The following is a 23,925-nucleotide window of genomic DNA, read 5'->3' as shown; positions in this document are numbered from 1 at the left end:
TTATAGGCGGTTTTTTTTAGGCACGGGTATTGCTACATCCCTCGCAACGTTCCGTTTAACTGACGGTCAACCACGCGAGAGAGCACGATGCCCCAAGCCGCCCAGATGTCTCCTGTCCCTGATGCTTCGGGGCAACCGTCGTCCGTAGAGCAGGCAAGCCGGCTTGGCCTTGAGCAGGCGTTTGCGCTGTTCAATCAGATGTCGAGCCAATTGACCGATTCCTACAGCATGCTTGAAGCCCGGGTCACCGAGCTCAAGGGCGAGCTGGCGGTGGTCAGCGCTCAGCGCATGCAGGAACTGGCGGAAAAAGAGCGTCTGGCCAACCGTCTGCAAAACCTCCTCGATCTATTGCCCGGCGGCGTCATTGTCATCGATGCCCAAGGGATCGTGCGCGAAACCAATCCCGCCGCGCGTGAACTGCTCGGTCTGCCCCTTGAGGGTGAGTTGTGGCGCAAGGTGATTGCTCGATGCTTTGCGCCCCGCGAAGACGACGGTCACGAAATCTCTCTCAAGGACGGTCGGCGTCTGTCGATCGCTACCCGCTCGCTGGATGCCGAACCCGGTCAGTTGGTGCTGCTCAACGACCTGACTGAAACCCGTCATCTGCAAGATCAACTGGCTCGCCACGAGCGCCTGTCGTCTCTCGGGCGCATGGTTGCGTCGTTGGCTCATCAGATTCGCACGCCGTTGTCCGCCGCGTTGCTCTACGCCAGTCATTTGACTGAGCAGGAGTTGCCGGTCGCCACGCAGCAGCGTTTTGCCGGCCGTCTGAAAGAGCGTCTGCATGAGCTTGAACACCAGGTTCGCGACATGCTGGTGTTTGCTCGCGGCGAGCTGCCGTTGACCGATCGGGTGACGCCCAAACTGTTGATGCAGGCGCTGCAAGCGGCCGCACTGACCCATGTTCAGGATCTGCCGATTCGCTGGCAGTGCGACAGCCATGCCGGTGAGTTGCTGTGCAATCGCGACACGTTGGTCGGGGCGATCCTCAATCTGATCGAGAACGCCATTCAGGCCAGTGTCGGCGGCGTCCGTTTGAAGGTTCACCTGTATACCCGCGGCAACAACCTGCGCCTGTGCGTCAGCGACAGCGGCAGCGGTATCGACGGGGTGGTGCTGGCGCGTTTGGGTGAGCCGTTTTTTACCACCAAAACCACCGGTACCGGCCTGGGACTTACCGTGGTCAAGGCGGTGGCCCGTGCTCATCATGGAGAACTGCAGTTGCGCTCGCGGCCGGGGCGTGGCACTTGCGCGCAGGTGATCCTGCCGCTTTTTTCCAGTGGGCAGCCCAGCGTTCAAGGAATGGAATGAAGGCCATGGCAATCAAGGTTTTACTGGTCGAGGATGACCGTGCGCTTCGGGAGGCATTGGCCGATACGCTATTGCTCGCCGGGCACGAATACATCGCTGTCGGTTCGGCGGAAGAGGCGCTGACTGTGGTCGGCGCCGAGGCGTTCAATCTGGTAGTCAGTGACGTCAACATGCCGGGCATGGACGGTCATCAACTGCTCGGATTGCTGCGGGCTCGTCAGCCGCAATTGCCGGTGTTGCTCATGACGGCGCATGGCGCTGTCGATCGAGCGGTCGATGCGATGCGTCAAGGCGCGGCGGATTATCTGGTCAAACCGTTCGAGCCCAAAGCCTTGCTCGATCTGGTGGCGCGTCACGCGCTGGGCAATCTCGGCGCGACCGAGAGTGAAGGGCCTGTGGCGTTCGAGCCGGCCAGTGCGCAATTGCTGGAATTGGCCGCGCGCGTGGCGCGCAGTGACTCCACGGTGTTGATCTCCGGTGAGTCGGGGACCGGTAAGGAAGTGTTGGCGCGTTACATCCATCAGCACTCCCATCGCGCCTGTCAGCCGTTCATTGCGATCAACTGCGCAGCGATCCCGGACAACATGCTTGAAGCCACTTTGTTCGGTCACGAGAAGGGTTCGTTCACCGGCGCCATCGCGGCGCAGGCCGGTAAGTTCGAGCAGGCTGATGGCGGGACGATCCTGCTCGACGAAATTTCCGAAATGCCCCTCGGCCTTCAGGCCAAGTTGCTGCGCGTATTGCAGGAGCGTGAAGTCGAGCGAGTCGGCGCCCGCAAGCCAATCGCACTGGACATTCGAGTGGTTGCCACCACCAACCGCGACCTGGCTGCTGAAGTGGCGGCGGGGCGTTTTCGCGAAGACCTTTACTATCGCCTGTCGGTGTTCCCGCTGGCCTGGCGTCCGCTGCGCGAGCGCACCGCCGATATCCTGCCGCTGGCCGAGCGTCTGTTGGTCAAACACGTCAATAAAATGAAGCATGCCGCGGCGAGGCTGTCGCCTGAGGCGCAGGCGTGTCTGATCGGCTATCAGTGGCCGGGTAATGTAAGAGAGCTGGACAACGCGATCCAGCGTGCCTTGATTCTGCAGCAGGGCGGTTTGATCCAGCCGCAGGATTTCTGTCTCGCCGGGCCCGTGGCGTGTGCGCCGCTGCCGATGTTGGCGGCGACGCCAGCGCGTGTTGTAGAAGTCGAAGCGGAATCGGCGGGGGCGCTGGGCGATGACCTGCGGCGTCGTGAATTCCAGATGATCATCGACACCTTGCGCTCCGAGCGTGGCCGTCGCAAGGAAGCCGCCGAGCGATTGGGCATCAGCCCGCGCACCTTGCGCTACAAGCTGGCGCAAATGCGCGACGCCGGAATGGATGTAGAAGCGTACTTGTTCGCCACGTGAAAGTTGACGCAAGCACACCGATCTAAATGTGGGAGCGAGCCTGCTCGCGAAGGCGGTGTAACAGGTACATAAATGTTGACTGACACTCCCTCTTCGCGAGCAGGCTCGCTCCCACAATGGTTTTGCGGTGATTCACGGTTAAGGCAAAGCTCGGAAGCTTTTGTTTAGAGCGGCCACGGAGCTGGCACCCTTGTTGCTAACACCTCACTACCCGCCGAGTGAGTGTCAAAAAAATTGCGGGTAGCCAAAGACGTAGCTTCGTCAAAGAGAGAAACCATGAGCCAAGGTATTGAATTCAATCGGTTGATGCTGGACATGCGCTCCATGCAAATGGATGCGATGTCTGCGCCGAAATCGACTGCCGCAGTCCCTGAAATGGGTGGCAGCAGCTTTTCCGACATGCTCGGTCAGGCCGTCAATAAAGTGAACGACACCCAGCAGGCGTCCAATCAGTTGGCCAGTGCCTTCGAGATTGGTAAAAGCGGCGTCGACCTGACGGACGTGATGATTTCCTCACAGAAGGCCAGCGTGTCTTTTCAGGCGCTGACCCAAGTGCGTAACAAGCTGGTTCAGGCTTACCAAGACATCATGCAGATGCCGGTTTAAGGACGAGATTGAGTCATGGCAGAAGCAGTCGTCGATAATGTTCCGGCCAAGGCCACTCCAATAGGCGGCAAACCGCCGCTGTTCGGGTTGTCCTTCCTGAAAACCTCTCCGAGATGACCATGTTGCGTCAGGTGGGCCTGTTGGTCGGCCTGGCTGCGAGCGTGGCGATTGGTTTTGCCGTGGTGTTGTGGTCCCAGCAACCGGACTACCGGCCTCTGTACGGCAGCCTTGCCGGTATGGACGCCAAGCAGGTCATGGAAACCCTGGCCGCAGCTGATATTCCCTATACCGTTGAACCGAACTCCGGTGCCTTGCTGGTCAAGGCCGATGACCTGTCCCGTGCGCGGCTCAAGCTCGCGGCCGCTGGTGTCACTCCCAGCGACGGTAACATCGGTTTCGAGATCCTCGACAAGGACCAGGGGCTGGGTACCAGCCAGTTCATGGAAGCGACCCGTTATCGTCGCGGCCTCGAAGGCGAACTGGCCCGGACCATTTCCAGCCTGAACAACGTCAAGGGTGCCCGTGTGCACCTGGCGATTCCGAAAAGCTCGGTGTTCGTGCGTGATGAGCGCAAGCCCAGCGCTTCTGTTCTGGTTGAGCTGTATTCCGGGCGCTCGCTGGAGCCAGGTCAGGTCGTCGCCATCATCAATCTGGTGGCGACCAGCGTTCCTGAACTGAGCAAATCGCAGATCACCGTAGTCGACCAGAAGGGCAACCTGCTGTCGGATCAGGCGGAAAACTCCGAACTGACCATGGCCGGCAAGCAATTCGATTACAGTCGTCGCATGGAAAGCATGCTCACTCAGCGTGTGCACAACATCCTGCAACCGGTGCTCGGCAACGACCGCTATAAAGCCGAAGTTTCCGCCGACGTGGATTTCAGCGCCGTCGAATCGACTTCCGAGCAGTTCAACCCGGACCAGCCGGCATTGCGCAGCGAGCAGTCGGTCAACGAACAGCGCACTGCCAGCAATGGCCCGCAAGGCGTGCCGGGTGCCCTGAGTAACCAGCCTCCTTCGCCAGCCTCGGCGCCGCAAACCACCGGTGGCGCCACCGCGTCGGCCGGTATGGTGCAGCCAGGCCAGCCATTGCTCGATGCCAACGGTCAGCAAATCATGGACCCGGCCACCGGCCAGCCGATGCTGGCGCCGTATCCGGCGGACAAGCGTCAACAATCCACCAAGAACTTCGAACTCGACCGTTCCATCAGCCATACCAAACAACAACAGGGCCGTTTGAATCGCCTGTCGGTGTCGGTGGTGGTGGATGATCAGGTCAAGGTCAACGCGGCCAACGGTGAAACCACTCGTGCGCCATGGAGTGCCGATGAATTGGCGCGCTTCACCCGTCTGGTGCAGGATGCGGTCGGTTTCGACGCCAGCCGTGGCGATAGCGTCAGTGTGATCAACATGCCGTTCTCCGCCGAGCGCGGTGAAGTGATTGCCGATATTCCGTTCTACTCCCAGCCGTGGTTCTGGGACATCGTCAAGCAAGTGCTGGGTGTGTTGTTCATCCTGGTGCTGGTGTTCGGTGTGCTGCGTCCGGTGCTCAACAACATCACCGGTGGCGGCAAAGACAAGCAACTGGCAGGCCTGGGCAGCGACATGGAGCTCGGTGGCGTGGGCGGTCTGGACGGCGAACTGGCCAACGACCGCGTCAGCCTCGGTGGCCCGACCAGCATTCTGCTGCCGAGCCCGAGCGAAGGCTATGACGCACAGTTGAACGCAATCAAGAGTCTGGTGGCAGAAGATCCGGGTCGCGTGGCCCAGGTCGTGAAAGAGTGGATTAACGCAGATGAGTGATAACCGAGCCGCTGTCGCCAAACTGTCCCGGGTTGATAAAGCCGCGATTCTGCTGCTGTCCCTGGGTTCTACAGACGCCGCGCAAGTGCTGCGCCACATGGGGCCCAAAGAGGTCCAGCGTGTGGGTGTGGCCATGGCCCAGATGGGTAACGTGCACCGCGAGCAGGTCGAACAGGTCATGAGCGAGTTCGTCGACATCGTCGGCGATCAGACCAGCCTGGGCGTCGGCTCCGATGACTACGTGCGCAAAATGCTCACCCAGGCCCTGGGCGAAGACAAGGCCAACGGCCTGATCGACCGGATCCTGCTGGGCGGCAACACCAGTGGCCTCGACAGCCTGAAGTGGATGGAGCCGCGTGCTGTTGCCGACGTGATCCGTTACGAGCACCCGCAGATCCAGGCGATCGTGGTGGCGTACCTCGACCCGGATCAGGCCGGTGAAGTGCTGGGCAACTTCGACCACAAGGTCCGGCTGGATATCATTCTGCGGGTGTCCTCGCTGAACACCGTGCAGCCGGCGGCCCTGAAAGAACTCAACCAGATTCTCGAGAAGCAGTTCTCCGGCAACTCGAATGCCTCGCGAACCACCCTGGGTGGCATCAAGCGCGCGGCCGACATCATGAACTTCCTCGACAGTTCGATCGAGGGTCAGCTGATGGACTCGATCCGCGAAGTCGACGAAGACCTGTCCGGTCAGATCGAAGACCTCATGTTTGTGTTCAACAACCTGTCCGATGTCGACGACCGTGGCATTCAGGCGCTGTTGCGCGAAGTGTCCTCGGACGTTCTGGTGCTGGCCCTCAAGGGGTCGGACGAAGGCGTCAAGGAAAAGATCTTCAAGAACATGTCCAAACGGGCGGCCGAACTGTTGCGCGACGACCTCGAGGCCAAAGGCCCGGTGCGCGTCAGCGACGTGGAAACGGCGCAGAAAGAAATCCTCACCATTGCCCGCCGTATGGCCGAAGCCGGAGAAATCGTTCTCGGCGGGAAGGGCGGCGAAGAGATGATCTAAGGTCACTATGTCGTCCAAACATGATGAGTCCAATACCGACCTGATCCGTGCCAAGGACGTCAGTGGTTTTGACGTCTGGTCGTTGCCCAGCTTCGACCCGTTCGTGCCGGAACCCGAGCCGGAGCCGGAACCCGAACCGCCGGAAATGGAAGAAGTGCCGCTGGAAGAAGTCCAGCCACTGACCCTTGAAGAGCTCGAAAGCATTCGCCAGGAGGCCTACAACGAGGGCTTCGCCATCGGTGAAAAAGAAGGTTTCCACAGCACTACGCTCAAGGTCCGTCAGGAAGCCGATGTGGCCCTGGCGGCCAAGATCGCTGGCCTGGAACAATTGATGGTCAACCTGTTCGAGCCCATTGCCGAGCAGGACATGCAGATCGAAAAGTCGCTGGTCGACCTCGTGCAGCACATCACCAAACAAGTGATTCAGCGCGAACTGGCCTTCGACTCGACGCAGATCGAACACGTCATGCGCGAAGCGCTCAAGCTCTTGCCGCTGGGCGTAGGCAACGTGCGGTTGTACGTCAATCCGCAGGATTTCGCACAGGTCAAAGCCTTGCGCGAGCGCCATGAAGAAACCTGGCGCATCGTCGAGGACGAATCCCTGTTGCCGGGCGGTTGCCGGGTCGAGACGGAGCACAGCCGTATCGACGCCACCATCGAAACCCGTGTGACCCAGGTCATGGCCAAGCTGTTCGATCAATTGCACGATCAGGCGCTGCACCCGGCCGCGCCAGACCTGAGCCTGGAGCTGCCGACTGACGAAAGGCCGGCGGTTGCCCCGGTCGAGCCAGAACTGGACGATCCCGATGCGCCTTGATCGCACCAGCTTCGCCAAGCGCCTCGGTAGCTACGCCGAGGCCACGGAGCTGGCTGGCGCGCCAATCCTTGAAGGTCGCCTGCTGCGCATGGTCGGCCTGACCCTCGAAGCCGAAGGCTTGCGCGCCGCCATGGGCAGCCGCTGCATGGTCATCAACGATGACAGCTATCACCCGGTGCAGGTCGAAGCCGAGGTCATGGGCTTCTCTGGCAGCAAAGTTTTTCTGATGCCGGTCGGCAGCGTTGCCGGCATCGCCCCTGGGGCGCGCGTGGTTCCCCTGGCGGACAACGGTCGTTTGCCGATGGGCATGAGCATGCTCGGGCGGGTACTCGACGGTGCCGGTCGTGCGCTGGATGGCAAGGGCGGGATGAAGGCTGAAGACTGGGTGCCGATGGACGGCCCGACCATCAACCCGCTCAAGCGTGACCCGATCAGCCAGCCGCTGGACGTCGGTATTCGTTGCATCAACGGTTTGTTGACGGTCGGTCGCGGTCAACGGCTCGGGTTGTTCGCCGGTACTGGCGTGGGCAAGAGTGTGCTGCTGGGCATGATGACCCGCTTCACCGAGGCCGACATTATCGTGGTCGGGCTGATCGGCGAGCGGGGTCGAGAAGTTAAAGAATTCATCGAGCACATCCTTGGCGAAGAAGGGCTCAAGCGTTCGGTGGTGGTGGCTTCACCCGCGGACGATGCGCCGCTGATGCGTCTGCGCGCGGCCATGTATTGCACGCGAATCGCCGAATATTTTCGTGATAAGGGCAAGAATGTCCTGTTGCTGATGGATTCCCTGACCCGTTTCGCCCAGGCCCAGCGGGAAATCGCCCTGGCTATCGGCGAACCTCCAGCGACCAAGGGCTATCCGCCGTCGGTGTTCGCCAAGTTGCCGAAACTGGTGGAGCGGGCCGGTAACGCCGAAAAGGGCGGCGGTTCGATCACGGCGTTTTACACCGTATTGTCTGAAGGCGACGACCAGCAGGACCCGATCGCCGACTCGGCGCGGGGTGTGCTCGACGGGCACATCGTGCTGTCCCGGCGCCTGGCCGAGGAAGGGCATTACCCGGCCATCGATATCGAAGCGTCTATCAGCCGGGTCATGCCGTCGGTGGTGACGCCGGAGCACATGGCCCGCGCACAGTATTTCAAGCAGTTGTGGTCACGTTATCAGCAGAGTCGCGACCTGATCAGCGTCGGTGCCTACGTGGCCGGCGGTGACCGGGAAACCGACCTGGCGATTTCGCTGCAACCGCAGTTGGTCAAGTACCAGCGTCAGGGGCTGAACGACAGCATCAGCCTGGGCGAAAGCGAAGCGCACCTCGGGTCGATCTTCGCCCCGGCGGCCGGTGGCTAACCGGCCATGGCCCAGAGCCGCGCAGCACGCCTGGCGCCCGTGGTGGAAATGGCTGAAAAGGCCGAGAAAACCGCCGTTCAGCGCCTGGGACACTTCCAGGGCCAGGTTCGTCTGGCGGAAAGCAAACTGGCCGACCTGGAAAAGTTCCGCCTGGAATACCAGGAGCAATGGATCGTGCGCGGCAGCAGTGGCGTCTCGGGCCAGTGGCTGCTGGGTTATCAGGGCTTTCTCGCGCAACTGGGCACAGCCATCGACCAGCAGCGCCAGAGCCTGAACTGGCATCAAAACAACCTGAACAAGGCCCGGGAAGCCTGGCAGCAGGCGTTTGCCAGGGTCGAAGGCTTGCGCAAGCTGGTTCAGCGCTACATGGATGAGGCACGGCAACTGGAAGACAAGCGTGAGCAGAAGCTGCTGGATGAACTGTCCCAGCGGTTGCCGCGACAGGATCCGTATTGAGTGTCGGTTTTAAAAGATCGCAGCCTTCGGCAGCTCCAACAGGATCGGGTTTGCATACGGTCAATGTAGGAGCTGCCGAAGGCTGCGATCTTTTGACCTTGCTCCTGCCCCCATCAGGTGCTAAACCTTCTACACGTACGTTCGCCAATGACAAGGAAGCCGTGAAATGTCAGTCGTTACAGAAGTATCTCCAGATGGGCAAAAGCTGACGATCTCGATCAAGGGGCGATTCGATTTCGGTCGACATCAGGAGTTTCGCGAGTCCTACGAAAAACTCAAAAAGAAACCCGATTCCATTGTGGTGGACCTGAAGGAAGCCACGTATCTCGATAGCTCTGCTCTGGGCATGTTGCTCTTGCTGCGTGATCACGCCGGTGGCGACAGTTCCGATATTCGCGTCGTCAACAGCAGTTCCGATGTGAAGAAGATTCTCGCCATCTCCAACTTCGACAAGTTGTTCGACATCAGTTGATCGTCATGCAGCCGCTCGAGCCGCTGACAGTACTCATCGCTGAAGACAGCGCGGCCGATCGCTTGCTGCTGTCGACTATCGTCCGGCGCCAGGGTCATGAAGTGCTGACGGCCGCCAACGGTGCCGAGGCGGTCGAAGCATTCCGTTGGCAACGACCGCACCTGGTGCTGATGGACGCCATGATGCCGGTGATGGACGGTTTCGAGGCTGCGCAGCAAATCAAGGCGCTGGCCGGCGAAACCCTGGTGCCGATCATCTTTCTGACGTCGTTGACCGAGAGCGAAGCCCTGGCCCGTTGTCTGGAGGCCGGGGGCGACGACTTTCTGGCAAAGCCTTACAACCAGGTGATCCTCGCCGCCAAGATCAAGGCGATGGACCGCTTGCGGCGTTTGCAGGCCACGGTGCTGGAGCAGCGAGACCTGATCGCCAGGCATCACGATTACCTGCTCAACGAACAGCGCGTCGCCAAAGCCGTGTTCGACAAGGTCGCCCACTCCGGTTGCCTGAGTGCGCCGAACATCCGTTACCTGCAATCACCCTATGCGCTGTTCAACGGCGATCTGTTGCTGGCTGCGTTCACCCCGGCCGGCGACATGCACGTGCTGCTCGGCGATTTTACGGGTCATGGTTTGCCGGCTGCCGTCGGCGCCATGCCGTTGGCCGAAGTCTTCTACGGCATGACGGCCAAGGGCTATGGCTTGTCCGAAACCCTGCGTGAAATGAACGCCAAGCTCAAGCGCATCCTGCCGGTGGACATGTTCTGCTGTGCGGCCCTGCTGTGCCTGAGCTTTCAGCGAGGTTCGGTGGAGGTCTGGAACGGTGGGATGCCGGACGGTTACTTGCACAACACCGCCAGCGGCGAACGTATGGCGCTGACGGCACGGCACTTGCCGCTGGGGGTGCTGAGCCCGCAAGCCTTCGATGATCGCACCGAGGTGTTCCCGATGGCCGTCGGCGATCGGGTGTTCTTGCTGTCTGACGGGGTGATCGATACTTGCGATGCCAATGAACAGTTGTTTGGCGTAGAGCGATTGGAGCAGGTGTTTGCAGCCAATCGTCAGCCTGATGCGCTGTTCGAAGAAATCGAACAGGCCCTGCGGGACTTTCGCGGCGAGGCCCGGGATGACGTGAGCATGGTCGAGGTCCGCCTGCTGGAGGTGGCGAAATTGAGCCCGCCGACGCCCGTGTATTCCGACAGCGGCCAGTCCTCCCCGCTGGACTGGTCGGTGAGTTTCGAGTTCCGCGCCGCCACCCTCAAACGCTTCAATCCACTGCCGTATCTGTTGCAACTGCTGCTTGAGGTCCATGGCCTGCGGGCTCAGAGTGGCACACTCTACAGTGTGCTGGCAGAGCTTTATTCCAACGCTCTGGAGCACGGCGTGCTGGGGTTGGATTCAAATCTGAAACGCGATGCGTCGGGGTTTGCGCGTTATTATCAGCAGCGCAACACACGCCTGGACGAATTGCGGGACGGCTATGTGCGGGTGCATTTGCAGGTGATGCCAAAAGGCGAGGGCGGTTGCCTGACGGTCCGGGTCGAAGACAGCGGCAAGGGCTTCGATGTGGCGCGGGTAATGGCGCGTCCCGTCGATGATGTCCGTCTGTCGGGACGCGGAATCAATTTGATCCGCCAGTTGAGTCAAAATGCGAGCTGGTCCGATAATGGTCGAAGTGCTCGCGTGGAGTTTTTCTGGGAGGCTCTGGCATAATCCCAGGCGTTCTTGATCAAGGAGTGAACAAGTGGCTGACACACATCTGGATCGCGACGTGCTGAGCGCGTTGCAGGAAGTTATGGAGGACGGGTATCCAGAATTGCTCGATACCTTTCTCGCTGATTCCGAAGAGCGCTTAAGCCTGCTGCGAAAAGCTGACGATGCCGAGAAGTTGGGCGCCGCTGCGCACAGCTTCAAAGGCAGCAGCAGCAATATGGGCGCTACCCGGCTGGCCGAGCTGTGTCATGAGCTGGAGCAGCGAGCCAAGCAAAAAAGCCTCGAAGGTATTGAAGCGCTGGTCGGAGAAATTGACGGCGAATTCGCCATTATCCGCCCGCTCTACGAAGCGGAGCGCCAGCGCTCCCTCGCTGAATAACGCAACCGTCCGACGCTTTTAGCGGCTAGCGAGCAAAGCTGGCTCGACCTTTGCAGTCAACTTGCTCAACTGTACCTACGACCCCAGTGCAGCGGAGACCGTTTTATGCCCGTTACCCCCAACATTCTTCTTCAGGCCGCCGCTGCGGCCAAGACTCAAGCCGTGTCCGCCAATACACCGGCACTGGCGGCTGAGCCCGGGGACAAGGCGTCCAGCTTCGCTCAGGTCTACGCCAATCAGGCCCAGAACAAGCCCTCGGTCGTGGCGGACGGATCGACTAAGCCCGTACGCGACAAAACTACGGACAACGCCAGCAAAAAGGACGTGAACAACGACCAGTCTGCCGCCCCGGAACCGACGGTTGCCGATAGCGGCAAATCCTTGCCCGCCGATAAACCGGCGCAGACCGACGACAAGACAGCCAGCGATGACGCGCAGGATACTGCTGAGTCGTCGACGTCGGTGGCCGATACCGCGCCTGTCGATCCGTCCCTCGATCCTGCGTTGATGCAAGTTGCACAGCCGGTGGTGCCAGCTCCTGTACCGGAAGCCCCGCCGGTTGTGGCGTCTGTGCAGCCACAAGTTGAAGCACCTGTCGCAGTCACCGTTACCTCAGTAGTGACGCAGGCTGTTGCCACCGCCGATTCTGATTTCGATCCCGAAGCCGATCCTCTCGATGCACTGCCAGCGGTTCGCATGGCCATGGAACAGAGTGGGCACGTTTCGGCCGCCAGCCAGGCCCAGCCAAAAGCGGCTCCGACCCCGGCTCAAGCCGACGGCGAGCTGACTTCGGCACAAAACTTTGCCGCGGGCATGGCGAGCATGCTTGATGTGCAGACCGATCAGGACAGCACCAGCCAGGGCGGCGAGAAGGCTTTCAGTGGCCTGATCGATGATGGTCTCAAGGACCTCAAGTCCGCCAGCAGCGATACCCGTGTCGATGACTTCGCCAACCGTCTGGCGGCGTTGACCCAGGCCGCAACGCCGAAGACGGCCAATGCATTGCCGGTGAACCAGCCGATCGCCATGCATCAGAGCGGTTGGACCGAAGAGGTGGTCAATCGGGTCATGTACCTGTCCAGCGCCAATCTCAAGGCGGCGGATATCCAGCTACAACCGGCCGAGCTGGGACGCCTCGATATTCGGGTGAACATGGTTCCGGATCAGCAGACCCAGGTGACCTTCATGAGCGCACATCCAAGCGTTCGCGAAGCACTCGACGGGCAAATGCATCGCCTGCGTGACATGTTCGCGCAGCAGGGCATGGGCCAGGTTGACGTCAACGTTTCCGATCAGTCCCGTGGCTGGCAAGGCCAGGGTCAGGAACAGGCTCAACAAGGGCAGGGTGGACGTACCCATTCCAGTGGCGGTCGCCTCGATTCCGTCGATGAAGAGCTTCCTGCGACGGTTGCTGAAGTAGCCGCCAACACCACCAGCGTGATCGGTTCCAGCGCGGTCGATTATTACGCCTGATCAAACGCCAACCCCTTGTGTGGGAGCGAGCCTGCTCGCGATGAGGCAGTAACATTCAACACTTGCGTTGATTGTTGCACCGCTATCGCGAGCAGGCTCGCTCCCACATTTGTTTTGTGGTGGCTGATGATCCTCTGCCTCCACTCCCTCCCGACACTTCTGGCATAACACTTGCTCTTGCCTTGCCGTGCGACTGTGAAAACCCGAATAGTGACGGATTATTGGCATGGCGAAGAGCGAAGCAGTAGTAAAAGACCCCGCAACCAAAGGCAAAATCAAGCTGATCATTGTGGTCGTCGTGGCCTTGGTGTTGGCGATCGGCTTGTCCGTGGGGGCGACCTGGTACTTCATGCACAGCGCCCAGAGCAAGCCTGCCGCCGCGGCTGAAACCGCTGTGGTCGGCAAGCAGCCGGCGATCTTCGAGCCCATGGCTCCGGCCTTCGTGGCCAACTACACCCAGAACGGCCGTCAGCGCTACATGCAGGTGAGCATCACCATGCTGGGCCGCAATCAGGCTGATCTGGAGGCGCTCAAAGTCCACATGCCGGTGATCCGCAATAACCTGGTCATGCTGTTTTCCGGTCAGGATTTCGCCACGCTGGCGACCCCGGTCGGTCAGGAGATGTTGCGTCAGAAGGCCACGGCCAGCGTCCAGGAAGTGGCGCAGAAAGAGCTTGGCAAAGTGGTGATCGAACAGTTGCTTTTCACTAATTTCGTACTGCAGTAGGAACACGACATGGCCGTGCAGGACCTGCTGTCCCAGGATGAGATCGATGCGCTGTTGCATGGCGTCGACGATGGTCTGGTACAGACCGATAACGCTGCCGAACCCGGCAGCGTCAAAAGCTACGACCTGACCAGCCAGGATCGCATCGTCCGTGGACGCATGCCGACCCTGGAAATGATCAACGAGCGTTTCGCCCGCTACACCCGCATCAGCATGTTCAACATGCTGCGCCGCTCGGCGGACGTTGCCGTCGGTGGCGTACAGGTGATGAAGTTCGGCGAATACGTGCACTCGCTGTACGTGCCGACCAGCCTCAACCTGGTCAAGATCAAACCGCTGCGCGGTACCGCGCTGTTCATCCTCGACGCCAAACTGGTGTTCAAGCTGGTGGACAACTTCTTCGGCGGCGATGGCCGTCACGCGAAGATCGAAGGGCGTGAATTCACCCCCACCGAACTGCGTGTGGTGCGCATGGTGCTGGAGCAGGCCTTCGTCGATTTGAAGGAGGCCTGGCAGGCGATCATGGAAGTGAACTTCGAGTACATCAACTCGGAAGTGAACCCGGCCATGGCCAACATCGTCGGCCCGAGCGAAGCCATTGTGGTGTCAACGTTCCACATCGAACTCGATGGCGGTGGCGGCGACCTGCACGTCACCATGCCGTACTCGATGATCGAGCCGGTGCGCGAAATGCTCGACGCCGGCTTCCAGTCGGACCTCGACGATCAGGACGAGCGCTGGATCAACGCCTTGCGCCAGGATGTGCTGGACGTCGACGTACCGATCGGGGCCACCGTTGCCCGTCGCCAGTTGCGCCTGCGCGACATCCTGCACATGCAGCCGGGGGATGTGATCCCGGTCGAGATGCCGGAAGAAATGATCATGCGCGCCAACGGCGTGCCGGCCTTCAAGGTCAAGATGGGCTCGCACAAAGGCAACCTCGCGTTGCAAGTGATCGAACCGATCGAGCGCCGCTGACCGGCGCTTCAACCCTTTCGCTTTTAACTGACGGCTTCTGATTGAAGGTTGCCTGCCGAGGACAAATGATGGCTGACGATATGAATACCCAGGACGACCAGGCACTGGCTGATGAGTGGGCTGCGGCCCTGGAAGAAACCGGTGATGCAGGGCAAGACGATATCGATGCCTTGCTGGCCGCCGACGCCGCCGGTTCGTCGTCCAACCGTCTGCCGATGGAAGAGTTCGGCAGCGTGCCGAAGAACAACGATCCGGTGACGCTGGACGGTCCGAACCTGGACGTGATTCTCGACATCCCGGTGTCGATTTCCATGGAAGTCGGCAGCACCGACATCAACATCCGCAACCTGCTGCAACTCAACCAGGGGTCGGTGATCGAGCTCGATCGTCTGGCCGGTGAGCCGCTGGACGTGCTGGTCAACGGCACGCTCATCGCCCACGGCGAAGTGGTGGTGGTCAACGAAAAGTTCGGCATCCGCCTGACCGACGTGATCAGCCCAAGTGAACGCATCAAGAAGTTGCGCTGAGTGAAAAAGGTTCTGGGTTTTGTGCTGGCCCTGCCATTCAGTGTGCTGGCTGCCGAGCCGGTGACGACGGCTGCGACAGCGGCTGCCGCGCCGGCCGTCAGCAGCGGTGTGGCTGGGCAATTGACGCAATTGGTGTTCGGCTTGCTGCTGGTGCTGGGGTTGATCTTCTTCCTTGCCTGGCTGCTGCGCCGGGTTCAGCAGGCCGGGCCGGCCGGCAAGGGGCAGGTGATCGAGCTGATCGGTTCCCGGGCGCTGGGTCCCCGTGACCGTTTGATGCTGGTGCAGGTGGGCAACGAGCAGATTCTGCTTGGCCTGAGCCCGGGCACCATCACTGCGTTGCATGTGCTCAAGGAGCCGGTGCAAGTGCCGAGCGGGACTGAAAAAGCGACCCCGGAGTTCGCCCAGCGCCTGTTGGAGTTGTTGGGCAAGGATCAGAAGGATAAGAAGTAATGGGTGCGTTACGCATCGTCTTGACGCTGGTCCTGATGCTGGCCGCGCCGCTGGCGTTCGCTGCCGATCCGTTGTCGATCCCGGCAATCACCCTGGGCACCAACGCCGAAGGCGCGCAGGAGTACTCGGTCAGCCTGCAAATCCTGCTGATCATGACCGCGCTGAGTTTCATCCCGGCGTTTGTCATGCTGATGACCAGTTTCACCCGGATCATCATCGTTTTCTCGATCCTGCGTCAGGCCCTGGGCCTGCAGCAGACACCGTCGAACCAGATCCTCACCGGCATGGCACTGTTCCTCACCATGTTCATCATGGCGCCGGTGTTCGATCGGGTGAATCAGGATGCCTTGCAGCCGTATCTGGCGGAAAAACTCACCGCGCAGGATGCCGTGGCCAAGGCCCAGGTGCCGATCAAGGACTTCATGCTGGCCCAGACTCGCAGCAGCGACCTGGAGCTGTTCATGCGCCTGTCCAAGCGTACCGACATTGCTTCGCCGGATCAGGCGCCGCTGACGATTCTGGTGCCGGCTTTCGTGACCTCTGAGCTGAAAACCGCGTTCCAGATCGGCTTCATGATCTTCATTCCGTTCCTGATCATCGACCTGGTGGTGGCCAGTGTGCTGATGGCGATGGGGATGATGATGCTCTCGCCATTGATCATTTCCTTGCCGTTCAAAATCATGCTGTTCGTGCTGGTGGATGGCTGGGCGTTGATCATCGGCACCTTGGCCAGTAGCTTCGGCGGCGTTTCACCATGACGCCGGAAGTTGCCGTAGACATCTTTCGCGAAGCGCTGTGGCTGACCACCATGATGGTCGCCGTGCTGGTGATTCCGAGCTTGCTGGTGGGGCTGTTGGTGGCGATGTTCCAGGCGGCCACGCAGATCAACGAACAGACCCTGAGCTTCCTGCCGCGTCTGCTGGTGATGCTGGTGACGCTGATCGTTGCCGGCCCGTGGATGGTGCAGACCTTCATGGAATACATTCTGCAGCTGTACCACAGCATTCCTCAGGTCATCGGTTAAGCCATGTCGCTGCTGCAGCTGACCGATACCCAGATCAGCACCTGGGTGGCGACATTCATGTTGCCGCTGTTTCGCATCGGCTCGTTGCTGATGGTCATGCCGATTTTCGGTACGACGCTGGTGCCCCAGCGTGTGCGCTTGTACTTGGCCCTGGCGATCACCTTCGTGATCGCTCCCGGTCTGCCGCCGATGCCGCCGGTCAATGCGCTGGACCTGAGCGCGCTGCTGCTGATCGCCGAGCAGATCATCATCGGCGCGGTGTTGGGCTTCTCCTTGCAGCTTTTCTTCCAGGCTTTTGTGGTCGCCGGGCAAATCGTCGCGATCCAGATGGGCATGGGTTTCGCGTCGATGGTCGACCCTACGAACGGCGTATCGGTGGCGGTGATCGGGCAGTTCTTCACGATGTTGGTGACGCTGCTGTTCCTGTCGATGAACGGCCACCTGGTGGTGTTCGAAGTCCTCACCGAAAGCTTCACCACATTGCCGGTCGGTGGCGGGTTGATGGTCAATCATTTCTGGGAGCTGGCCGGCAAGCTTGGCTGGGTACTCGGTGCGGCGCTGTTGCTGGTGTTGCCGGCGATCACCGCGTTGCTGGTGGTCAACATTGCCTTTGGCGTGATGACCCGGGCGGCGCCGCAGTTGAACATTTTCTCGATCGGCTTCCCGCTGATCCTGGTGCTTGGGATGGTCATCCTCTGGATCGCCCTGGCGGACATTCTCAATCAGTATCAACCGCTGGCCTCCGAGGCCTTGCAGTTGTTACGCGAACTGGCACGGGCGCGCTGAGTCATGGCTGAGAGCGAAAGCGGTCAGGACAAAACAGAAGACCCCACGGAGAAGCGCAAAAAGGACTCCCGTGAGAAGGGCGAGATTGCGCGCTCCAAGGAACTCAACACCTTCGCGGTCATGCTCGCCGGTGCCGGCGGGTTGCTGATTTTCGGTGGCGCCCTGGCTCAGGATCTGATGGAGCTGATGCGCATGAACTTCTCGCTCTCGCGGGAGGTGATTCTGGATCAGCGCTCTATGGCGACTTATCTGCTGCACTCGGGGCAGATCGCTCTGTTGGCGGTTCAGCCGGTGATGATCACTTTGCTGTTGGCCGCGCTGATTGGCCCGATTTCTCTGGGGGGCTGGCTGTTCGCGGCTGGCTCCATGGCGCCCAAGTTCAGTCGTATGAACCCCGTCGCGGGCCTCAAGCGCATGTTCTCGACCAAGGCGCTGGTGGAGTTGCTCAAGGCCCTGGCGAAGTTTTTCATCGTGTTGTTCGTGGCGTTGGCGGTCTTGTCGTCGGACATTGACGATCTACTGCGCATCTCCCGCGAACCATTGGACATGGCGATCATTCACAGCCTGCAAGTGGTCGGTTGGAGCACCTTGTGGATGGCGTGCGGGCTGATCATCATCGCCGCGGTCGATGTGCCGGTGCAGCTCTGGGAAAGCCGCAACAAATTGTTGATGACCAAGCAGGAAATACGCGACGAGCACAAGGATCAGGAAGGGCGGCCAGAGGTTAAGCAGCGGATTCGCCAGCTTCAGCGCGAGATGTCTCAGCGGCGGATGATGGCCGCCATCCCCGAGGCTGACGTGGTCATCACCAACCCGACCCACTACGCCGTGGCGCTCAAGTACGATCCTGAAAAGGGCGGGGCGCCGATGCTGATCGCCAAGGGCAGCGACTTCCTGGCCTTGAAGATCCGCGAAATCGCCGTGGCCAACGAAGTGCTGCTGCTGGAGTCGCCTGCCCTGGCGCGTTCTATCTACTACTCCACGGAGCTGGAGCAGGAAATTCCTGGCGGGCTGTATCTGGCCGTGGCTCAGGTATTGGCTTACGTCTACCAGATCCGCCAATACCGCGCGGGCAAGGGCAAGCGCCCGGATCCGCTCAAGGATGATCTGCCGATTCCACCGGATCTGCGGCGCGATTCCTGATAGATCAAACGATCGCAGACTTCGGCAGCTCCTGCACGGATCGTGAGTTACCCGCGATGTTGCGGTGTGAACCTAATCCGTAGGCGCTACCGAAAGCTGCGATCTTTTGATCTTTTTGGGTCTGCATAAACCTCTATTTCAAGCCTCGGCAAAAGTTGGAAGGCTTCTTGCAATAGCCGCCCTGCGCCTGCTTCAGGCGTCAAAAGTTTGCTTTAAAGGAACGGGGAAAACCGGTGGATCGCTCTCAGTTAATCAACAGTGCCCGCACAAACGTTGCCGACCTCAGTCGGGGCAATATGGGTGTGCCGCTGTTGCTGCTGGTCATGCTGGCCATGATGATGTTGCCGGTGCCGCCGTTCCTGCTGGACGTGTTTTTCACGTTCAACATTGCCTTGTCCATCGTCGTGTTGCTGGTCTGCGTGTACGCCTTGCGGCCGCTGGATTTCGCCGTGTTCCCGACCATTCTGCTGGTGGCGACGTTGTTGCGACTGGCACTGAACGTGGCCTCGACGCGGGTGGTGATGCTCCACGGTCAGGACGGCCATGCCGCCGCCGGTAAGGTGATTCAGGCCTTCGGTGAGGTGGTGATCGGCGGGAACTACGTGGTCGGTATCGTGGTGTTCGCGATTTTGATGATCATCAACTTCGTCGTGGTGACCAAGGGTGCCGGGCGGATTTCCGAGGTGAGCGCACGTTTCACCCTCGACGCAATGCCCGGTAAACAGATGGCCATCGACGCCGACTTGAACGCCGGCCTGATCGACCAGAACCAGGCGAAACTGCGCCGGATGGAAGTGGCTCAGGAAGCCGAGTTCTACGGTTCCATGGACGGTGCCAGCAAGTTCGTGCGCGGTGACGCCATCGCCGGCCTGCTGATTCTGTTCATCAACCTGATCGGCGGCATGGCGGTCGGTATCTTCCAGCACGGCATGAGCTTTGGCGATGCCGGTCGGGTATACGCCTTGTTGACCATTGGTGACGGTTTGGTGGCGCAATTGCCATCACTGCTGTTGTCGACCGCTGCCGCGATCATGGTGACCCGTGCTTCCGGTTCGGAAGACATGGGCAAGCAGATCAATCGTCAGATGTTCGCCTCGCCAAAAGCCTTGGCGGTGGCTGCTGGCTTGATGGCGGTGATGGGCCTGGTGCCTGGCATGCCGCACGTCTCCTTTCTGTCCATGGCGGCCCTGGCGGGCGGTGGCGCTTACTTGTTCTGGAAGAAACAGAACGCGGTCAAGGTCCAGGCTCTGCAAGAGGTCAAGCGTCAGCAGGAACTGCTGCCATCGCCGGCCCGTGCTCAGGAAACCAAGGAGCTTGGCTGGGACGACGTGACGCCGATCGACATGATTGGCCTGGAAGTCGGTTACCGTCTGATTCCGCTGGTGGATCGCAACCAGGGGGGGCAGTTGCTGGCACGGATCAAGGGGGTGCGTAAAAAGCTCTCACAGGACCTGGGCTTCCTGATGCCGACAGTGCATATCCGTGACAACCTCGACCTGGCGCCTAGCGCCTATCGCCTGACCCTGATGGGCGTGATCCTGGCCGAGGCCGAGATTTACCCGGACCGCGAACTGGCGATCAACCCGGGGCAGGTCTACGGTACGCTCAACGGCATCACCGCCAAAGATCCGGCTTTTGGTCTGGAAGCGGTCTGGATCGAAATCAGCCAGCGTGCCCAGGCGCAATCGCTCGGTTACACCGTGGTCGATGCCAGTACGGTAGTGGCGACCCACTTGAACCAGATTCTGTACAAGCACTCCAGCGAGCTGATCGGCCACGAAGAAGTCCAGCAACTCATGCAATTGCTGGCCAAAAGCTCACCGAAGCTGGCCGAAGAGCTGGTGCCGGGGGTGGTTTCGCTGTCGCAACTGCTCAAAGTCTTGCAGGCGTTGCTGGCCGAACAGGTGCCGGTACGGGACATTCGCAGCATCGCCGAAGCCATCGCGAACAACGCCGCCAAGAGTCAAGATACTGCCGCTTTGGTGGCGGCGGTGCGCGTCGGCGTATCCCGTGCAATCGTGCAAAGCATTGTAGGCACTGAGTCTGAGCTGCCTGTGATCACCTTGGAGCCAAGGTTGGAACAAATATTGCTCAATAGTCTTCAGAAGGCAGGACAAGGCTCGGAAGAGGGTGTTCTGCTGGAGCCAAGCATGGCAGAGAAACTGCAACGCTCGTTGATCGACGCGGCGCAGCGTCAGGAAATGCAAGGTCAACCGGTGATTCTGCTGGTAGCCGGCCCGGTTCGCGCGATGCTCTCGCGATTTGGCCGACTGGCAGTCCCGGGTTTGCATGTGTTGGCTTACCAGGAAATTCCTGACAACAAGCAAGTGACCATCGTTGCGACAGTAGGGCCCAACGGCTGAGGTAGTGGTTTATGCAAGTTAAGCGTTTTTTCGCCGCCGATATGCGTCAGGCCATGAAACTGGTTCGTGATGAGCTGGGCGCCGATGCCGCCATCATTGGCAACCGCCGGATCGCTGGCGGTGTCGAGCTGACGGCTGCCCTGGATTACAAATTGTCGGCGCTGGCCCCGCGTGTTCCGAACATGGAACTCGAGGATGAGCTGCGCAAGACCCAGTCGCGGATCGTCACCGCCCAGGCCGAACTGAGCCTGCGTAGCGATGGCGAGAGCGACAAGACCACCAACCGCCAGTTGTTCGCCGGTTTGCCGTTGACCGCCGCCGAGCCGCTGATCGAACCGACGCTGGCCGAGCCTCGGCGCCCTGCGCCCGCACCTGCCGCGGCGACCGGCGTGGACCCGCGTGCGTTCGATTCGATGCGTTTCGAACTCAATAGCCTGCGTGAACTGATGGAAGTGCAACTCGGTTCGCTGGCCTGGAATCAGCTGCAAGGCAGCCGTCCGGCCCAGGCCAACCTCTGGCGTCGCCTGCAGCGCATCGGCCTGTCCGGCCCGTTGTCGCGGGATCTGCTGGCGCTGATTACCGACATTGAAGAACCACGCCAGGCCTGGCGCATGTTGCTCGCGCACCTGGCGAGAATGATCGCCACCCCGGAAGTCGAGCCACTGGAAGAAGGCGGTGTGATTGCCATGGTCGGCCCGGCCGGCATGGGCAAGACCACCACGCTGGCCAAGCTCGCGGCCCGTTACGTGCTCAAGTACGGCGCGCAGAACATCGCACTGGTGAGCATGGACAGCTATCGCATCGGTGCTCAGGAACAGCTCAAGACCCTTGGTCGCATCCTCAATGTGTCGGTCACCCACGTCGATCCGGGCCAATCCCTGGTGCAGGCGCTGGAACCCTTGCTGCGCAAACGCGTGGTGCTGATCGATACCGCCGGCCTTCAAGCCAGCGACCCGGCACTGCGCATGCAACTCGAAAGCCTGGCCGGACGGGGCATCAAATCAAAAAATTATCTGGTCCTGGCAACCACCAGCCAGAAACAGGTTCTAACCGCCGCTTATCACAGTTACAAACGCTGCGGCCTCGCCGGCTGCATCCTGACTAAACTGGATGAAACGGCAAGCCTGGGCGAGGTGTTGAGCCTGGCCATCAGCCATGAGTTGCCGGTGGCTTACCTGACCGATGGCCCTCGGATTCCGGATGATTTGCATCTGCCGCGTCGTCATCAGTTGGTCAGCCGCGCCGTTAGCGTGCAAATGCAGGAAGAACCCAGCGAAGAAGCCATGGCTGACATGTTCGCTGATATTTACCACAGCCCGACCAAGCGGGTTGGCTGAGGTATTAATGAACAGTTTTTGTACCTACATCGATGGTCTGCCATGCATTGTTCCAATGGTGAACGCGCAGCCAGTAATGTGGCCTCCGTCTAAGTAAGACAAGGTAAAGAAATAACATGGGCAGCATGCATCCCGTACAGGTGATCGCGGTGACCGGCGGCAAAGGTGGCGTCGGGAAGACTAACGTGTCAGTGAACTTGTCCCTGGCTCTAGCTGAGCTCGGCCGGCGCGTCATGCTGCTGGATGCCGATCTGGGGCTGGCGAACGTCGACGTCCTGTTGGGGCTGACACCCAAACGCACCCTGGCCGACGTGATCGAAGGCCGCTGTGAACTGCGCGACGTGCTGTTGCAGGGGCCTGGCGGTATCCGCATCGTCCCGGCCGCGTCCGGCACCCAGAGCATGGTTCATCTGAGCCCGGCCCAGCACGCCGGCCTGATCCAGGCCTTCAGCGACATCGGCGACAACCTCGACGTATTGGTGATCGACACCGCTGCGGGCATTGGTGACTCGGTGGTCAGCTTCGTGCGCGCAGCGCAAGAAGTCTTGCTGGTGGTGTGCGACGAACCGACCTCGATCACCGACGCCTACGCGCTGATCAAACTGCTTAACCGCGACTACGGCATGAATCGGTTTCGCGTCCTGGCCAACATGGCGCAGAGCCCGCAGGAAGGCCGCAACCTGTTCGCCAAGTTGACCAAGGTCACGGATCGTTTCCTCGACGTCGCGTTGCAATACGTCGGTGCGGTGCCTTACGACGAAAGCGTGCGCAAGGCCGTGCAGAAGCAGCGTGCCGTCTATGAAGCCTTTCCGCGTTCCAAGTGCGCCCTGGCGTTCAAGGCCATTGCGCAGAAGGTCGATACCTGGCCGCTGCCGGCCAACCCGCGCGGGCACCTGGAGTTTTTCGTCGAGCGCCTCGTGCAACAAACGGCAGGACCCGTGCTATGACAGCCAGCGGTTACAACCTTTACAAGAAGTCGGCGCGTGACGCGCAGTACGAACTGATCGAGCGTTACGCGCCACTGGTCAAACGCATTGCCTACCACTTGCTGGCCCGTTTGCCGGCCAGTGTCCAGGTTGAAGACCTGATCCAGGCCGGGATGATCGGCCTGCTTGAAGTATCGACCAAATACGACGCCAGCAAAGGCGCGAGTTTCGAGACGTACGCGGGCATACGAATCCGCGGCGCAATGCTTGATGAAGTGCGCAAGGGGGACTGGGCGCCACGTTCGGTTCACCGCAATACCCGCATGGTCAGCGACGCGATTCGCTCGATTGAAGCTAAAACCGGCCGTGATGCTAAAGATCACGAGGTTGCGGCCGAACTCCAATTGAGTCTCGACGATTATTACGGGATTTTGAACGACACCCTGGGCAGCCGGTTATTCAGTTTCGACGATCTGTTGCAGGACGGCGAACACGAAGGGCTGCATGAGGATGGCGCGAGTGCTCATCTCGAGCCGTCACGTGATCTGGAAGATGAACGCTTCCAGGCGGCGCTGGCGGACGCGATTGCCAATTTGCCGGAGCGTGAGCGACTGGTGTTGGCGCTGTACTACGACGAAGAGTTGAATCTCAAGGAAATCGGTGAGGTCCTGGGGGTCAGCGAATCGCGGGTCAGCCAGTTACACAGCCAGTGCGCGGCCCGTTTGCGGGGGCGTTTGGGGGAGTGGCGAGCGCGCTGAAGGCAGTGTGGGGACACTGCGAATGGAGCCTGTGTGGTGTTGAACTGCGCCGGTCTCGATCTGTTGTGCTCCAGACAGTCATTGAGTGCTTTGCCGGATTGATTGAAATGGCGCGTCCAGGTGCTGGGCG

General features: G+C 60.4%; 23 protein-coding genes and 1 pseudogene. All 24 read left to right on the top strand.

Annotation, left to right across the window (positions count from 1 at the left end; translation table 11 throughout):
• Positions 1 to 105: 105 nt before the first annotated feature.
• The 24 genes and pseudogenes from LOY38_RS21595 to fliA all read left to right on the top strand — a co-directional run bounded on the left by LOY38_RS21595 (position 106) and on the right by fliA (position 23,795).
• Positions 106 to 1,311 (top strand): PAS domain-containing sensor histidine kinase, encoded by a 1,206-nt coding sequence (locus LOY38_RS21595; RefSeq protein ID WP_258700771.1) that lies wholly within the window; start codon positions 106 to 108, stop codon positions 1,309 to 1,311.
• Between the two features lie 5 nt (positions 1,312 to 1,316).
• On the top strand, positions 1,317 to 2,702 hold the full coding sequence (fleR, locus tag LOY38_RS21590; protein WP_258696961.1) for a sigma-54-dependent response regulator transcription factor FleR: 1,386 nt from the start codon (positions 1,317 to 1,319) through the stop codon (positions 2,700 to 2,702).
• A gap of 276 nt (positions 2,703 to 2,978) precedes the next feature.
• A complete protein-coding gene (fliE, locus tag LOY38_RS21585) occupies positions 2,979 to 3,308 on the top strand; it encodes a flagellar hook-basal body complex protein FliE (protein WP_258696960.1) in 330 nt (109 codons plus the stop codon).
• A 15-nt stretch (positions 3,309 to 3,323) separates the two neighbouring features.
• Positions 3,324 to 5,110, top strand: a pseudogene (gene fliF / locus LOY38_RS21580) (flagellar basal-body MS-ring/collar protein FliF).
• Positions 5,103 to 6,122, top strand: a complete 1,020-nt coding sequence (fliG, locus tag LOY38_RS21575) for a flagellar motor switch protein FliG (protein WP_003184041.1) — start codon at positions 5,103 to 5,105, stop codon at positions 6,120 to 6,122. The pseudogene fliF and the gene fliG overlap by 8 nt, the downstream one beginning before the upstream one ends.
• 7 nt (positions 6,123 to 6,129) lie before the next feature.
• Positions 6,130 to 6,939 (top strand): flagellar assembly protein FliH, encoded by an 810-nt coding sequence (gene fliH / locus LOY38_RS21570; RefSeq protein WP_258696959.1) that lies wholly within the window; start codon positions 6,130 to 6,132, stop codon positions 6,937 to 6,939.
• Positions 6,929 to 8,287: a flagellar protein export ATPase FliI gene (gene fliI / locus LOY38_RS21565; RefSeq protein WP_258696958.1), complete on the top strand. Its 1,359-nt coding sequence runs from the start codon at positions 6,929 to 6,931 to the stop codon at positions 8,285 to 8,287. The genes fliH and fliI overlap by 11 nt, the downstream gene beginning before the upstream one ends.
• A 6-nt stretch (positions 8,288 to 8,293) precedes the next feature.
• Positions 8,294 to 8,743, top strand: coding sequence for a flagellar export protein FliJ (gene fliJ / locus LOY38_RS21560; RefSeq protein ID WP_258696957.1), 450 nt, complete (start codon positions 8,294 to 8,296; stop codon positions 8,741 to 8,743).
• A 166-nt stretch (positions 8,744 to 8,909) separates the two neighbouring features.
• The gene (locus LOY38_RS21555; protein WP_258696956.1) at positions 8,910 to 9,215 is read left to right on the top strand and encodes an STAS domain-containing protein; all 306 of its coding nucleotides are present in this window, start codon (positions 8,910 to 8,912) and stop codon (positions 9,213 to 9,215) included.
• 5 nt (positions 9,216 to 9,220) lie between these two features.
• The gene (locus LOY38_RS21550; RefSeq protein ID WP_258696955.1) at positions 9,221 to 10,924 is read left to right on the top strand and encodes a fused response regulator/phosphatase; all 1,704 of its coding nucleotides are present in this window, start codon (positions 9,221 to 9,223) and stop codon (positions 10,922 to 10,924) included.
• A 31-nt stretch (positions 10,925 to 10,955) separates the two neighbouring features.
• Complete coding sequence (locus tag LOY38_RS21545; protein ID WP_258696954.1) at positions 10,956 to 11,303, top strand: Hpt domain-containing protein; 348 nt, start codon at positions 10,956 to 10,958, stop codon at positions 11,301 to 11,303.
• Positions 11,304 to 11,408: 105 nt separating this feature from the next.
• A complete protein-coding gene (locus LOY38_RS21540; RefSeq protein WP_258696953.1) occupies positions 11,409 to 12,776 on the top strand; it encodes a flagellar hook-length control protein FliK in 1,368 nt (455 codons plus the stop codon).
• A 226-nt stretch (positions 12,777 to 13,002) separates the two neighbouring features.
• Positions 13,003 to 13,503: a flagellar basal body-associated protein FliL gene (gene fliL, locus LOY38_RS21535; RefSeq protein WP_258696952.1), complete on the top strand. Its 501-nt coding sequence runs from the start codon at positions 13,003 to 13,005 to the stop codon at positions 13,501 to 13,503.
• A 9-nt stretch (positions 13,504 to 13,512) separates the two neighbouring features.
• Entirely contained in the window at positions 13,513 to 14,481 is a 969-nt protein-coding gene (gene fliM / locus LOY38_RS21530) for a flagellar motor switch protein FliM (protein WP_007938639.1), read from the top strand.
• Between the two features lie 68 nt (positions 14,482 to 14,549).
• Entirely contained in the window at positions 14,550 to 15,008 is a 459-nt protein-coding gene (gene fliN, locus LOY38_RS21525) for a flagellar motor switch protein FliN (RefSeq protein ID WP_008039811.1), read from the top strand.
• Entirely contained in the window at positions 15,009 to 15,458 is a 450-nt protein-coding gene (fliO, locus tag LOY38_RS21520) for a flagellar biosynthetic protein FliO (RefSeq protein WP_258696951.1), read from the top strand. It begins immediately after the preceding gene.
• A complete protein-coding gene (gene fliP / locus LOY38_RS21515) occupies positions 15,458 to 16,216 on the top strand; it encodes a flagellar type III secretion system pore protein FliP (RefSeq protein ID WP_258696950.1) in 759 nt (252 codons plus the stop codon). The genes fliO and fliP overlap by 1 nt, the downstream gene beginning before the upstream one ends.
• Positions 16,213 to 16,482 (top strand): flagellar biosynthesis protein FliQ, encoded by a 270-nt coding sequence (gene fliQ, locus LOY38_RS21510; protein WP_258696949.1) that lies wholly within the window; start codon positions 16,213 to 16,215, stop codon positions 16,480 to 16,482. Before fliP ends, fliQ begins: the two co-directional genes overlap by 4 nt.
• Before the next feature lie 3 nt (positions 16,483 to 16,485).
• Positions 16,486 to 17,268: a flagellar biosynthetic protein FliR gene (gene fliR, locus LOY38_RS21505; RefSeq protein WP_258696948.1), complete on the top strand. Its 783-nt coding sequence runs from the start codon at positions 16,486 to 16,488 to the stop codon at positions 17,266 to 17,268.
• A gap of 3 nt (positions 17,269 to 17,271) precedes the next feature.
• Entirely contained in the window at positions 17,272 to 18,411 is a 1,140-nt protein-coding gene (gene flhB, locus LOY38_RS21500; RefSeq protein WP_258696947.1) for a flagellar biosynthesis protein FlhB, read from the top strand.
• Positions 18,412 to 18,644: 233 nt separating this feature from the next.
• Positions 18,645 to 20,774 (top strand): flagellar biosynthesis protein FlhA, encoded by a 2,130-nt coding sequence (gene flhA / locus LOY38_RS21495; protein ID WP_258696946.1) that lies wholly within the window; start codon positions 18,645 to 18,647, stop codon positions 20,772 to 20,774.
• Positions 20,775 to 20,785: 11 nt separating this feature from the next.
• Positions 20,786 to 22,111 (top strand): flagellar biosynthesis protein FlhF, encoded by a 1,326-nt coding sequence (gene flhF / locus LOY38_RS21490; protein WP_258696945.1) that lies wholly within the window; start codon positions 20,786 to 20,788, stop codon positions 22,109 to 22,111.
• Between the two features lie 116 nt (positions 22,112 to 22,227).
• Positions 22,228 to 23,058: a flagellar synthesis regulator FleN gene (gene fleN / locus LOY38_RS21485; protein WP_003222917.1), complete on the top strand. Its 831-nt coding sequence runs from the start codon at positions 22,228 to 22,230 to the stop codon at positions 23,056 to 23,058.
• Positions 23,055 to 23,795 carry an RNA polymerase sigma factor FliA gene (gene fliA, locus LOY38_RS21480; RefSeq protein ID WP_007894214.1) on the top strand — a complete coding sequence of 247 codons (741 nt, stop codon included), beginning with the start codon at positions 23,055 to 23,057 and terminating at the stop codon, positions 23,793 to 23,795. The genes fleN and fliA overlap by 4 nt, the downstream gene beginning before the upstream one ends.
• Positions 23,796 to 23,925 lie beyond the last annotated feature (130 nt).

The sequence above is a fragment of the Pseudomonas sp. B21-015 genome (assembly GCF_024749285.1).
GTDB lineage: Bacteria > Pseudomonadota > Gammaproteobacteria > Pseudomonadales > Pseudomonadaceae > Aquipseudomonas.
Note: the sequence above shows the minus strand (reverse complement) of the source record. Positions and strands in the feature narration are given on the sequence as shown.